The organism is Bacillus arachidis (assembly GCF_030285945.1).
Taxonomy (GTDB): Bacteria; Bacillota; Bacilli; order Bacillales; family Bacillaceae_G; genus Bacillus_A; species Bacillus_A arachidis.
This window is the reverse complement of record NZ_CP127376.1, coordinates 1217867-1231705: the sequence shown is the minus strand read 5'-3', so window position 1 is coordinate 1231705 and position 13839 is coordinate 1217867. Positions and strand designations below refer to the sequence as shown.

The following is a 13839-nucleotide window of genomic DNA, read 5'->3' as shown; positions in this document are numbered from 1 at the left end:
TTTTCGGTCACTTCAATACTCAAGGCAGCTTATTTCAATAATTCTTTCATATCTTCCGGCACATCCGCATGAAATGTCATCTGTTTTTCTAAAATAGGATGATAGAACGTTAAACTCGTACTATGGAGCGCTTGTCGCCCTATCTGCGACTTACTCCCTCCATACAAGTCATCTCCTAATAGCGAATGGCCTAAATATGCCATATGTACACGAATTTGATGCGTTCTTCCTGTTTCTAACTGCAATGAAACTCGCGTCTTATCAGAAAATCTCTCTAGCACTTGAAAATGCGTAACTGCCCTTTGGCCGTCTTCACATACAATTCGTTCAATAATACTATCGTCTTTTCTTCCAATTGGCGCATCAATCGTTCCTGATTCTTCTATCAATTCTCCATGAACAATTGCTTCGTAAGTTCGTTTCACTTGCTTTTGCTGATGCTGTTTTGATAAAAGGTGGTGAATGAAACGATTTTTTGCAATCAGCATAAGCCCTGACGTATCACGGTCGAGTCGCGTTACGATATGCACTGTACTTGCGAGATTCTGCTTATCATAATGATAAAGTAGCGCATTGGCGACACTTCCTGCTGGGTGTTCCCTAGACGGAATCGTAGACATGTATGGTTCTTTATTCATCACCAGTACAGATTCATCTTCATATAGGACGTGTAAAGGAATATTTTCAGCAAGCATTCCTTCGCTTCTCTCCTCAACTGGAAAGAACACTTGTAATTCTTCCCCAGTCTGTAATACGTGCCGCACTGTCGCATGCTTACCGTCAACTTCAATTGCCCCGCCTTGGAACTTTATATCTGTCAAAGCAGCTTTAGAGATCCCTTTCACTTTTAGAAACTCCCGGATGAGCATTCCCTTCTCTGCTTCTGTCATACACCATTTTAATGTAAATCTTCTCAAATGCATAAATCCTCTCTACTCACCCGCAACAAACGAATCGCGGACACGTTTCCAAAATGGGAACGGACGAAAACGAACGAATCTTACCTTCTCGTTTGCAACGCGGTATTGAATTGACTTTACATCTTGATGCACCATCGTTAAATGATCCACTGTAATTTGTAAATTCATTCCTGCAGTTGGTTTTAGAACACATGTATGATGCTTCGGTAAAACGAGCGGTGAACCGACTGTACGGAACACGCGATTATTAATCGAAGCCATTTCTGCAATTTGAATCGCTTCAATAGAAGGATGAATAATCGCTCCGCCTAGCGCTTTATTGTACGCTGTACTTCCCGAAGGAGTAGAAATACAAAGACCATCCCCGCGGAATGTTTCAAAATATTCCCCGCGAATTTCTACCTCTGTTACTAATGTACCTTCTGCGCTTTTCACTGTCGCTTCATTCATTGCTAAATACTGCGATTCTTTACCGCCATTCACATAGCGAATAATGACTTCTAAAAGCGGGTATTCCACTACTTGAAACGGCGTTTTAGCAATCGCAATGACAAGTTTTTCTACCTCTGTTGGCAACCAATCGGCATAAAATCCTAAATGCCCTGTATGTACACCGACAAATGCAGTCTCATCTAATCGGTTATAATAGCGATGAAACGCATATAAGAGCGTGCCATCTCCCCCAACAGAAATGACAATATCCGGCTTTGCTTCATCCATTGTAAATCCAAAATCCTGCAAGTAATTGGTCATTGTACTTGCAAGTGCGTTTGATGATTGATCTCCCTTTGACATAATTGCAAATTTCATCGCCCAACACCCTTTAGTTTATGATTCGGATTCTTTCGCTTCTTGTTTGCGCGAAAAAATCTTTTGTGCTTCTTGAATTTCAAGACGAATCGAAGACATTTCTTCATCTAATAAAAATGCCGCTTCTGCCGCACGCTGAAGACGTACTTTAATATCTTCTGGAAAACGCCCACTATATTTGTAATTTAAAGAATGCTCAATTGTTGCCCAAAAATTCATTGCTAGCGTGCGAATTTGAATTTCAACTAATACTTTTTTCTCTCCGCAAATCGTTTGAACGGGATAACTAATTACAACATGATATGAACGATAGCCACTTTCTTTCTTTTGCGTTACATAATCTCGTTCTTCCACAATTTCAAAGTCATTCCGTTTTCGAAGATATTCAACAACAGGCTTAATCTCATCAACAAATTGACACATCATCCGAAGACCAGCAATGTCCTGCATTTCTTCTCCGAGCCGGTCAAGCGGTACATTTCGCTTTTCCGCCTTATCAATAATGCTTGCAACCGACTTCACTCGGCCTGTTACGAATTCAATCGGAGAGTGTTCTGTTAACATTGTAAACTGAGAACGCATTCCTTTTAATTTCACTTTTAGCTCTGCCACCGCCTGGTGATATGGCGCTAAAAATTCTTCCCAATTACGATTCATTTCAACCACCACCAAAGTCAATCCATTTGCTTATAGAAATACTTTTTCTACAGCCGTTACAAGCTCTTCCCCATAATTTGCATTACCTTCAATATTTTCAATTAAATATTCTACTTCTTCCTTCAATTGCTCTAACTCAATTTCAGTATTATTTACGCGAACAAACATCGTTTTATCATTCTTCATTGCATCTTGCATTGCTTCCCAGCATGTATGCGGAATACTTACATAAATGAAAGATGATTCGTTTTCTAAAATATATAAAAATGATAAATGATCTGAGTCTACAAGTACGTGATTACGCGCTGTTAACTCCTCCACTTGTATTTCAGTATTTTCCGCACAAAAAATAAGAGCATTTTCTCTTTCTTCTACGCTCTTAACTTGAATTTTATTCTGCATGCTCTAACTCCTCCATATCAACTTCCTGTCTTACTTCACACTATTATTGTATCATAACATAGACGCAAACAAATAAAACATTGAACCAAATTTGTGAAAAAGCGATAATGTCTAAAGAATTATTTTTAAGAAGGAGCCTAAACCATGACACAAGAAATTGAAATTGAGTTTAAAAATATGGTCACAGAAGAAGAATTTCAAGTATTATGTAACGCCTTTTCCATTCAATCACTTGCAGAGCAAGTGAATCATTATTTTGAAACACCTCAGTTCTCTTTAAAAGCAGCGGGCTCTGCTCTTCGTATTCGCTATAAAGGTGGAGCGTATACACTCACTTTAAAACAACCCGCTGAAGTTGGATTACTAGAAACTCATCAATCTGTAACAAAGCAGGAGGCAATGCAAATGATGGAAACAAATCAGCTCATTACAGGCCCTGTGCTAGATCAACTACATAAACTTCAAATCCCTGTTTCTACTTTAGCTTATATGGGAAGCTTAACAACAAAGCGAGCAGAAACTACATTCGAAGGCGGCACACTTGTATTTGATCATAGTTTCTATTACAATCACGATGATTATGAACTTGAGTATGAAGTACAAGATGAAGCAGCGGGCAAAGCGGCTTTCCTCAATTTGTTAAACAAATATCATATACCTGTTCGTCATACAAAAAATAAAGTGCAACGCTTTTTTCTTGCAAAACAAAACGAAGCACGCTAAAGTGAAACTTCCATGAGCGAACGTTTTTCTCACTGATGGTTAGCCCTCACCAATCGGGTTCTTACGGTCAGTAAGACCCTAACTGATTAAAGTTTCACTTTATTTTAAGCAAAAGATTGTACGAAAGCTGTTTAGTTGCTCTTCGTGACAATCCATTGCTACAATAGATATACATTTGATGGAAAAAGGAGTTTATACAGGATGAACAAGCAACCGATGACACCATTTGAAGCGATTGGCGGTGAACAAGCCATTGCAACATTAGTCGATACGTTTTATTCCTATGTCAGTAAACACCCTGACTTATCTCCGATCTTCCCAGACGATTTGACAGAAACAGCCAGGAAACAGAAGCAATTTCTAACGCAATATTTAGGTGGACCGAATTTGTATACAGAGGAACATGGTCACCCTATGCTAAGAGCACGCCATCTCCCTTTTGAGATTACACCAAAGCGAGCAAAAGCCTGGTTAGCATGTATGGAACAAGCGATGGAAGATACGGGAGTACACGGGCAGATTCGAGAATTTGTTTTTGAACGTTTAACATTAACTGCGCAGCATATGGTCAACACTCCAAACGAAACAGGTGAAGCGTAATGGATAAACAGGAAGCAAAGCATATACGCATTCCTTCTCTTTCCAAGTGCGAACATAAATCTGTAGAAGCCTATTTGTTTATTGATCCGCTCTGCAAAGATTGCTGGGACATTGAACCAGTTATCATTAAATTATGGCTCGAATACGGAACATATTTTTCGATTCGGCACATATTAACCGGCAAAGTGGAAGGGGCAATCGCCTCCCCACACAAATGGAATAAACCTGCTAATATTCGATTTGTGTGGGAAAAAACAACAAGTTTACAAGGCTTTTCATGCGATGGAAAAGTGCATATGCAAGATGCCTCATCTACACCGTATTTAGTTTCTATTGCAATTAAAGCAGCTGAGTTACAAGGCCGAAAAGCAGGTTCGAAATTTTTGCGGAAACTCCAAGAATACATTTTTCTTGAAAATGTATCAAAACCAGATTTAGAATTACTACTTGCCTGCGCAGAGCAAAGCGGTATTGATGTAGAAGAATTTAAAAAAGATTTGCATTCAATTAGTGCAAAAAAAGCATTCCAATGTGATCTAAAGTTCACAAATGAAATGCACATCACGGAAATCCCTTCTCTTGTATTCTTCCATGCAAATTCAGATGAGGAAGGCATTAAGATTGCGGGCATTTATTCATATAATGTGTACGTACAACTCTTAAAAGAACTTGTAAAATTTGATATCGAGCCTGCTCCGTTACCACCACTAGAGACATTGCTAGAGATGGCTCAATTTATGTCATCTAAAGAAATTGCATTTATCTATGACTGCTCGGAGCAAGAAATAGAACGCGAGCTCAAAAAATTGTCATTAAAAAGAAAAGTACGAATGGTTGAAGTAAAATGTGAGCGTTATTGGAAATGGATTGCAAAAGAAAAAGACCTGGTGTAAACACCAGGTCTTTTTCTTTACGGCTTATAAAAATATTAAAGGGGATGGGAGAAATTTTCACGTTCAAACAAAGGGGTATATGTTTGTATGTGAATTCGTTCACATCTATTATATTACAAGATTCGACGTCAGATGACAACCCTTTTTGTCGAATTTCACACTTCTGTCACATTCTAAACGTTTTCATTACTGAATAAGCTATAAAAGGAAACTTTTTAGGAGGGATTTGATGAAAAAAACACATATCTTCTTTCTTCTTTTTTGTACTTGTATTTCTTTTTTCCTGTACATCCTTTCACTATTACAAGCATTCCCAAAGATTATTGCCTTGCCGCTTTTGTTTGCAATCATCTTCGTTAGCCTCTCTTATTTCAATCATAGAAAGCGTTTTAAAGGTTTTTAAAAAGAACGCTATGTTAAATTTCTCTGTTGATATTCGAAAGCAACAGACGATTGTTCTTCATACAAAAAATACGAGAGCGGTTTGTTTCGCATGACACTGAAGGATATCACCTAAGAAATTAGAAAGTTAAGCATAGCAAATCAATACGTCCTGAAAGAGTTCTTTGAACAAATCAGAGCTCGAAATGACGATACAACAGTTAGTAAAATGATGCTTGAAAACTATCTGTTCTCAACGGAAATGACGTATGATACACTTGAATTATCAGAATTTACAAAATTAAATTCTTTTAGAGAACTAGCAAGATAAGATTTCAATTGTTAGATATTATTAAAAGTAGGTGAGGGATTGAATTTTAGTAGAATGGGATTTGAAATGATAGACCCGAAAGAAAACTTAGATTTTGGATTTGAAGATATAGTATGTTTATCCAAGGGATGTAAATTTTCTGATTGCACACATACAAGCGAGCCACACTGCGCCGTTAAAAAAGCCATTTCTGACGGTACTCTTTGTGAAGATGCATTTAATCACTATTATAGAGATAAAAACGAGGCAGACTATGTTTCTAAACAAAAGAATAAAACAAAGGCTGTTGACTATATGAAACAACTGAAACTCTTTCAAAAACCGTAGTTAAGATGAAATTGATAAATAATCAACACGATCGTTTAACATACTTTGACCGATTTTTTTATTTAATAATCGAGGGCTTAACAAAACAAGGGAACTCCATAAATTAGGAGTTCCCTTACTTTTTACTGAAATCAACAATATTATGTAACAAGGCTAAAAAGAAAGAAGGCGAGAATTTTCCTCTCGCCCTTCTTCTTTCATTATTATTTCCCTTCAAATAATAATGCTTCTAATTCATTTAACTTTTCTTCAAATACTTGAAGTGCTTCTTTAACAGGCTCTGGAGACGCCATGTCTACTCCTGCTTTTTTCAGTACTTCAATTGGATAATCGGAGCTTCCAGCTTTTAAGAATTCATTAATATAACGCTCTACAGCTGGTTGTCCTTCTTCTAAAATTTGTTTTGATAAAGCTGTTGCCGCACTAAATCCTGTTGCATATTGATATACATAATAGTTGTAATAGAAGTGCGGAATACGAGACCACTCTATACCAATTTCTTTATCGATGACTAAAGCATCGCCAAAGTATTTTTTATTTAAATCATAGTAAATTTCCGTTAACATATCTGGCGTTACTGCATGACCTTCTTGCACTTTTTTATGAATGATGTGCTCGAATTCAGCAAACATCGTTTGACGGAATACAGTTCCACGGAATCCCTCTAAATAATAATTTAGTAAATATAAACGCTCTTTCTTATCTTCTGTCGTTTTTAGTAAATAATCATTTAAAAGTGCTTCGTTACAAGTTGATGCAACTTCTGCAACGAAGATTGAATAGTCACCATAAACATGTGGTTGTATTTTTCTTGTATAGTAGCTATGCACAGAATGACCAAACTCATGTGCAAGTGTAAATAAATTGTTTACATTATCGTGCCAGTTCATTAAAATATACGGATTTGTTCCATATGCACCAGATGAATATGCACCGCTTCGTTTTCCTTTGTTTTCATACACGTCTACCCAGCGGTTTTCATATGCTTCTTTCAAAATTTCAACATACTCATCCCCAAGGACGTTTAATGACTTGAGTAGAATGTCTTGTGCTTCTTCATATTTCACATTCATTTTCACTTCTGGTACAAGCGGTGTATATAAATCGTACATATGCAATTCATCAAGACCTAATGCACGTTTACGAATGTCAATATATCGGTGCAATAAATGTAAGTTATCATTTACCGTCTTAACAAGCTGGTCATATACTGTTTCAGGAATGTTATTATTGCTTAACGCAGCTTGACGTGCCGAATCATATTTACGAACGCGCGCATTAAAATTATTGCGTTTTACCGCACCGCTGAGTGTACTTGCAAATGTATTTTTATATTTCCCATACGTTTCATACACTGCATGGAATGCATCATGACGAACACGAGGATCATCACTTTCTAAAAATTGAATATAACGACCGTGTGTTACTTCTACTTCTTCACCATTCTCATCTTTAATAGATGGGAATTTCAAGTCTGCATTATTAAGCATACCAAATGTATTACTTGATGCATTCAGGACTTCAGATGCTTCAGCTAACAATGCTTCTTCAGCTTCTGATAGTACGTGTGGACGCTGACGTGTAATTTCTTCTAACGCATGTTCATATACACTTAATTCTTTGTTTTCTTGTAAGAAGGATTGTAACTTTTCTTCTGCAATTGTTAAAATTTCAGGAACGATATACGCCGTGCTGCTGGCAGCTTGAGAATATAAGTTGGTTGCACGATCATTTAACGCTTGATAAACAGAATTTGTTGTATCTTGATCGTAACGCATATGAGCATATGTATATAATTTTTCTAATCTCATCGAAACTTCATCTTCATACTGTAAAGCCGCTAATAATGAATCAGCAGAATCACCTAGTTTCCCTTTAAATTCAGCTAACTTCGGCAATAACTCTTTCACTGCTTGAAATTCTTTTTCCCATTCTTCATCCGTTTGGAAAATATCTTCCAAGCGCCATGTGTTCATTTCCTCAATCTCACTACGGTCCGGCAATGCTTTTGCTGTTTTTTGATCAGCCATATTATAAACCCTCCTTCGAATCTCTATTTAGTACAATTCGATTCTTGTTATGTAATTCCTTCCATGTACTCTCTTATTATATCCGCTTTTCCTTCTCTCATGTTGTACTTTGTTTCGAATAACGATAGTGCATGCGACAAACAAATCGCATCATATTCTTGTATTTCCCCTTCCGTTTTCAGTATCATAAATTGCCTGATTTTTCGGTACTTATGCACATCCACCATTTCAATCATTCCTGCTTTACATAAAAACGTTATATATTCTAGAATCGCTAACCTCCATACATTTTGCGAAAAATAAGGTAACGTACGCCGCTGAATATTACGTCTTTTATTTACATAGGAAAAAACGGCATGTAATGAAAAGTATTCTCCAGTTTTAAATTTACCAATGAAATCTATACAAAGAAGAGCTTGCCATATAAAAGGATGTGTTTGAAACGCAAATGCAGATGGAAGAGGAACACCAATTTCAGATGGAAAACAAGAAGGTGAAAGATGATATTGATATAAAAGGTGTAAAAGTGATTTATGACTATAATTCCAAATTGGAAGGACATTCGTTCGAAAATAAATCTTTTTCTTTTGCCACTCCCGCTCCAATCGTTCTTTCGTAATGACTGCTTGGCAAAAGAGCTCCTCAAAAGTAACGGTGCGTACCGAAAAATGAGTGATGTGTGAAAAATAAACATTTGTAGAAAACGGTGTAAGCAGTTCGCATTTCATAAATGATTTTGCATTTGGACAAAAAAAGAGAAGGAAAGGCTGAGGATAAGATTGTATGCAGAGAAAGTGAAACGAGGATAATGAAATCCAGTAAGCAGAGTGCTTTTTCATTTGATTTCCGCCTAATATCCAAATGATTTGTATTCCTGCTTTCCAATAGGAAGAAGTTCGTTTTAATAACTGTTCCGTGGATAAAGAGGCACATTGATATTCAATTGCAATCTGTCTCTCTTTCATTTCAATAAAAAGATCGGGTCTTTGGCGAATCCCTGGGAGGTAATGTTCGATTTTCACATGAAACCCTTGTGACCTAAGCCATTTATATAACTGTTTCTTTCCGTGCATATGATAAGCAGATTCCGGCTCAGATGAAACGAGGCACTGATTTACTTTCTTATGAGCAAAATGCCATCTCTTTTGCTTACCTAACTTGAGTTGTACCTCTCGCCCGCAAACCGGACAAAAAAAGCGCTCTTTCTTTCGCATTGTAAGCAGCTCCTTTTCATCTCGGCTTTCAAGAAGGTGAACTTCCCCTCCACTTTCTCGCCTTGCGACAAACATCATACCACATCCTTTCTATACTGCTTTGTATTCTACAATTTATTGCAAATTCCTTTCTAAACAAAAAGAGGACATCCTTGTAAGAATATCCTCTTCCTCATAACAAAGGCGATAGTAAACGGTATGCTGATTCCACAATCCTCCTATGAAGACGGCGTCTATGAAAGCGATCTACATGAATTTCACTTGATACTTGTAAATCATCTTCAAAATCTTTAACAAGCTTTCGAATACTATTTGTATCATATAAAAAGGCATTCACCTCAAAATTTAAATGGAAGCTTCTCATATCCATGTTCGCTGTACCAATTGATGCTAAATCAGAATCAACAATGACAATCTTACTGTGCAGGAAACCTTTTTCATATTCATATATCTTTACCCCTGCGTCTAATAACTCTGGAAAATAAGACCTCGATGCATAAAATACAGTCCGTTTATCTGGTTTACTCGGCATCAATAAACGGACATCAATGCCAGCAAGAGCTGCTACTTTTAATGCAGATAAAATATCATCATCTGGAATAAAATATGGCGTAGCAATCCAAATGGACTTCCTTGCCGAAGCAATCATTGCAAAATAAAGATGCTTAATTGTCTCCCATTTATTATCCGGCCCACCTGCAACAAGTTGTACACCGCCCCAATGATCTCCATCAACAGCTTTCGCCTGTAAATATTCAGGTGCTAATACAGCTTCACCTGTCATATAAAACCAATCTTGCAGGAATATAAGTTGCAAACTTTGAACTGCTTCACCTCTTAAATATAAATGTGTATCTCGCCAAAATCCAAAATATTTATTTTTCCCTAAATATTCATCACCAATATTTAATCCGCCTACAAACCCCTCATTTCCATCAATCACAACGATTTTCCGGTGATTTCGATAATTAATTTTATCATTTAAAATCGGAAAACGAACCGGGAAGAATGGAATCATTTCTACACCTGCATCGTTTAGTTCATCAATATAAGCGTTTGACAGTTTGAAACTTCCAACCGCATCATATAAAAAGCGGACGGTAACACCTTCCTGCGCCTTCTGCATTAAAATCTCTTTAATTTGTGTACCGAGCTTATCATCACGTACAATATAATATTCCATATGAATATGATGCTTCGCTCTTTGCAATCCTGCTAAAATCGATTGAAACGTTTCATCACCATTCGTTAACACTTTTGTTTCTGTCTGAAATGAAATATTTAAGGCGCCAAGCCTATCCGCTAAACGAAATAATAATTCTTGATGTTTATGATTTTGCAAAATGCGTTCGTTATAATCATCATGCCCTTTGTACTGCAAAAAAGCTTGTTCGTCCAAAAGAGCCTTCTTTTGAAACATTCGTTTTCTGCGAAAGTTTTGTCCAAATAATAAATAGGCAAAAAAACCAACTACAGGAAAAATGCCTAGTACAATTAACCACGTCAGTGTTTTAGATGGATGCCTGTTTTCTAAGAAAATAACACACCCAATTAAAAATGCAGAAACAGTAAATACGATACTTATAATTCCTAAAAACGAAATATCTTTTATGCCTATAACATCCGAATAAAATGCTACATCAATAAACATGCGTAACGAAACAAACGCTGCGAATAAACCTAGAAAAAAAACAAGTAACTTTAGCGTATTTTTCATTTCTTCCCCCCTACTTACGAAGCATTTCTACTGTCATACCCAGCATATAAAAAACCGATTTCATAATATTGAAATCGGCCTAAGTCTTAGAAGGAAAATGACTGCGAATCGTCTCAAGTGCACGTTCTTTAACGACCTGTTTGCCGTACTCACTTACACGGTGAACCGTTAAAGTAGATTCTTCCCCATACTCTAAAATAATACTTAAAATGCGGTCAATTTCTTCTTCATCGTGTAGCACTTCATCGAATTCAACATATACATAATAGCGGTCTTCAAACGAATACAATTCATCTTTTATATCTTCAAATATGAGACGATGACTTAAAGAAATGACATCTTCAAAATCATCAAATTTAATTAAAAAGCCTAATGTTCCATCTTCGTTAAAGTTTGTCCCCGCCTCTATCTCTTCCTCTAATTCTTGTTGAAATAGTGATTCAATCCGCTCATCTAGAGGGATATCAATAATTTTATCTAGACCTATTGGTAATTCTAATTTTTGTCCATCCTTTGAAAGCTGCGCTTTTGTTACAAGTACTTCAATGCCTTTATCAAGCGCCTGTACTTGAATCCACAGTGGTCCATCAATAAAGAAATCATCATAATCGTGCGCTTCATCCATCATTTCCCAAAACAATTGTTCGCTTCGTTCACGATTGTACCAGATCTCTTCACGATTAAACCCTCTATCTTCTATATCAATGTACGTAATAAAAAATTTCATCGTATGATCATTAATTCTTTCAATGTCCAAAATACAACTCTCCCTTCCTATTTGGAATTGTTATGAAGGGATTCCCCACTCATATGACAAATCAATAGATTCTTGTACTTTCATTTTATGATAAGATTCTCCAGAATGGAAATAAAATCGTTTTATTTTACAAAAACAGTCATTCGCCTAGATTATTGTTCGCAAATCAAGTGTAATTCCTTACTCTTACATATTCCATTATATACACTTACCATATAAACCTCATTAATAAAAAATTGGACATACAATTACACTTCGCACCGTACAATTGTAATAGAGCTGATCAAGCTTTTTTATTCTATACATATATCCACACCTGTACTCTTTAATAAAACAGAATAAATGGAGGCAAAATAATGGAGTTAGATTTTTTGACATCTATACTAATGATTGTCGGTATCGATGTTGTATTAGGCGGCGATAATGCAATTGTAATCGCACTTGCAAGCCGAAACTTGCCCGAATCGAAACGAAATAAAGCGATCTTTATTGGTACGGGCCTAGCAATCGTACTGCGAATTCTCCTTACAATACTTGCCGTCTACTTACTCGATATTCCTTTCTTACAGCTTATTGGTGGCATCTTACTTACACTGATTGCCGTAAATTTACTTACTGACAATAGCGATGATCTTTCTTCTATACAAGGAAAAACGACATTATTTCAAGCGATTCGTACAATTGTATTTGCCGATCTCGTTATGGGTTTTGACAATGTCCTTGCGATTGCGGGGGCTGCTCATGGAAATTTCACACTCGTGATTATCGGATTATTAATTTCCATTCCTATTATTATTTGGGGAAGCAAGCTCATCTTACTACTTATGGAGCGTTTTCCCTTTCTCATTTATTGCGGAGGAGCAGTTCTTGCTTACACCGCTGGAAAAATGATCACCCATGAAACACGGCTTACAAACTTTTTTCAGCAAAACCCTATCTTTGCAACAAGTATGCCCTTCCTCTTTATTTTCACAGTATTAACAATTGGATTTATTGTGCAACATATCAAATTAGGAAATGCAAGGTGAAGTTTGTATTTTCTAATTTGATATAGATTTATATAAACTCAAACTGAAAAACCTTTCTATTTAGGCAGAAGAGAGCATCCTCCCAAGCACAGTAGCAACTTATATAGCCAAAAATCAAAATGGGTTGTATACAAATGAATATATGTATGCGAAAACCTTCTACTTTACAGTAGAAGGTTTTCATATGCAAAACTTTTATTATTAATTTACAAGACGCTGTGCTTCACGTAGCTGAAATGTTCTTACTGTACGTGGTAAGAAACGACGAATCTCATCTTCGTTATAACCTACTTGAAGGCGTTTTTCGTCAATCATAATAGGACGGCGTAAAATGCCTGGGTAGTCACGAATCATCTTATATAAATCTTGAAGTGGTAAAGATTCTAAGTTAACATTTAACTCTTGGAAAACTTTCGAACGAGTTGAAATGATCTCATCCGTTCCGCTTTCTGTCATGCGTAAAATTTCTTTAATTTCCTCAATCGTTAATGGATCCGAGAAAATATTTCGTTCTGTATAAGGAATATGATTTTCCTCTAGCCATAATTTCGCCTTTCTACAAGACGTACAACTTGGAGAACTATATAGTGTTACCATACAAGACTCACTCTCCTTAAAGAGTACAAATTCTGTACTACTTACAGTTTAAATTTCTATTTTCCAGCAATTCCCCACTATAACTTATCCTACAACATAATGAAAAATTGCCTTACATGTAAACAACAACTTTTAAGCAAGTAACTCTTATTAAACAACAATTACTTTAAATAAGTAACTTCTATAATCATTATACAATAGATTGAGAAAGAAATATACAGGAAATTTCCTTTCTCAATGGGAAAACTCATCTTTCATTAAGCTAAAATTGTCATGGATTTTTCATGGAACAAATCCTTCTATTTTATTAATATATATACCTTTGGTGCTACTTCTTAACATGTTTATAGAAGCTGTCCATCCAATCAACCAGTTGCTAAAGATATCGTTTCCTTACTCTTTTCATCATAAAACAGCGGTGAAATGTAAGACACACCAGCGCACAGAACGTT

At 36.3% G+C, this 13839-nt stretch carries 14 protein-coding genes; 5 read left to right on the top strand and 9 right to left on the bottom strand.

Features of this window, described 5'->3' with window-relative positions; genetic code table 11:
- Positions 1 to 29 precede the first annotated feature (29 nt).
- Genes QRY57_RS07715 through QRY57_RS07700 form a run of 4 tightly spaced genes read right to left on the bottom strand, consistent with a single transcriptional unit; the run spans position 30 to position 2789 of the window.
- Positions 30 to 917 (bottom strand): RluA family pseudouridine synthase, encoded by an 888-nt coding sequence (locus QRY57_RS07715; protein WP_208017827.1) that lies wholly within the window; start codon positions 915 to 917, stop codon positions 30 to 32.
- 15 nt (positions 918 to 932) lie between these two features.
- Positions 933 to 1730 carry an NAD kinase gene (locus QRY57_RS07710; RefSeq protein ID WP_208017826.1) on the bottom strand — a complete coding sequence of 266 codons (798 nt, stop codon included), beginning with the start codon at positions 1728 to 1730 and terminating at the stop codon, positions 933 to 935.
- An 18-nt stretch (positions 1731 to 1748) separates the two neighbouring features.
- A complete protein-coding gene (gene yjbM, locus QRY57_RS07705) occupies positions 1749 to 2387 on the bottom strand; it encodes a GTP diphosphokinase (RefSeq protein ID WP_026590435.1) in 639 nt (212 codons plus the stop codon).
- Between the two features lie 30 nt (positions 2388 to 2417).
- A complete protein-coding gene (locus tag QRY57_RS07700; RefSeq protein ID WP_026590436.1) occupies positions 2418 to 2789 on the bottom strand; it encodes a UPF0738 family protein in 372 nt (123 codons plus the stop codon).
- Positions 2790 to 2933: 144 nt separating this feature from the next.
- On the opposite strand from QRY57_RS07700, the gene QRY57_RS07695 reads away from it, so the two are divergent.
- The 4 genes from QRY57_RS07695 to QRY57_RS07680 all read left to right on the top strand — a co-directional run bounded on the left by QRY57_RS07695 (position 2934) and on the right by QRY57_RS07680 (position 6044).
- The gene (locus QRY57_RS07695; RefSeq protein WP_090693251.1) at positions 2934 to 3512 is read left to right on the top strand and encodes a CYTH domain-containing protein; all 579 of its coding nucleotides are present in this window, start codon (positions 2934 to 2936) and stop codon (positions 3510 to 3512) included.
- A 201-nt stretch (positions 3513 to 3713) separates the two neighbouring features.
- Positions 3714 to 4112 carry a globin domain-containing protein gene (locus QRY57_RS07690; protein WP_026590438.1) on the top strand — a complete coding sequence of 133 codons (399 nt, stop codon included), beginning with the start codon at positions 3714 to 3716 and terminating at the stop codon, positions 4110 to 4112.
- Complete coding sequence (locus QRY57_RS07685) at positions 4112 to 5005, top strand: ClpXP adapter SpxH family protein (protein WP_026590439.1); 894 nt, start codon at positions 4112 to 4114, stop codon at positions 5003 to 5005. The genes QRY57_RS07690 and QRY57_RS07685 overlap by 1 nt, the downstream gene beginning before the upstream one ends.
- 766 nt (positions 5006 to 5771) lie before the next feature.
- Positions 5772 to 6044: a P-loop NTPase family protein gene (locus tag QRY57_RS07680; RefSeq protein WP_286017820.1), complete on the top strand. Its 273-nt coding sequence runs from the start codon at positions 5772 to 5774 to the stop codon at positions 6042 to 6044.
- A 203-nt stretch (positions 6045 to 6247) separates the two neighbouring features.
- On the opposite strand, the gene pepF is transcribed toward QRY57_RS07680, so the two are convergent.
- The 4 genes from pepF to mecA form a co-directional block, all read right to left on the bottom strand.
- Entirely contained in the window at positions 6248 to 8074 is a 1827-nt protein-coding gene (gene pepF, locus QRY57_RS07675) for an oligoendopeptidase F (protein ID WP_286017109.1), read from the bottom strand.
- A 47-nt stretch (positions 8075 to 8121) separates the two neighbouring features.
- Complete coding sequence (locus tag QRY57_RS07670; protein ID WP_286017819.1) at positions 8122 to 9363, bottom strand: competence protein CoiA; 1242 nt, start codon at positions 9361 to 9363, stop codon at positions 8122 to 8124.
- Positions 9364 to 9460: 97 nt separating this feature from the next.
- Positions 9461 to 11005, bottom strand: a complete 1545-nt coding sequence (gene cls, locus QRY57_RS07665) for a cardiolipin synthase (protein ID WP_090693262.1) — start codon at positions 11003 to 11005, stop codon at positions 9461 to 9463.
- 79 nt (positions 11006 to 11084) lie between these two features.
- Positions 11085 to 11762: an adaptor protein MecA gene (gene mecA / locus QRY57_RS07660; protein ID WP_208017823.1), complete on the bottom strand. Its 678-nt coding sequence runs from the start codon at positions 11760 to 11762 to the stop codon at positions 11085 to 11087.
- A gap of 356 nt (positions 11763 to 12118) precedes the next feature.
- Here mecA and QRY57_RS07655 point away from each other — a divergent pair, with 356 nt between their 5' ends.
- Positions 12119 to 12790 (top strand): TerC family protein, encoded by a 672-nt coding sequence (locus tag QRY57_RS07655; protein WP_208017822.1) that lies wholly within the window; start codon positions 12119 to 12121, stop codon positions 12788 to 12790.
- 201 nt (positions 12791 to 12991) lie between these two features.
- Here QRY57_RS07655 and spx read toward each other — a convergent pair whose 3' ends face one another.
- Entirely contained in the window at positions 12992 to 13387 is a 396-nt protein-coding gene (spx, locus tag QRY57_RS07650; RefSeq protein WP_000258267.1) for a transcriptional regulator Spx, read from the bottom strand.
- Positions 13388 to 13839 lie beyond the last annotated feature (452 nt).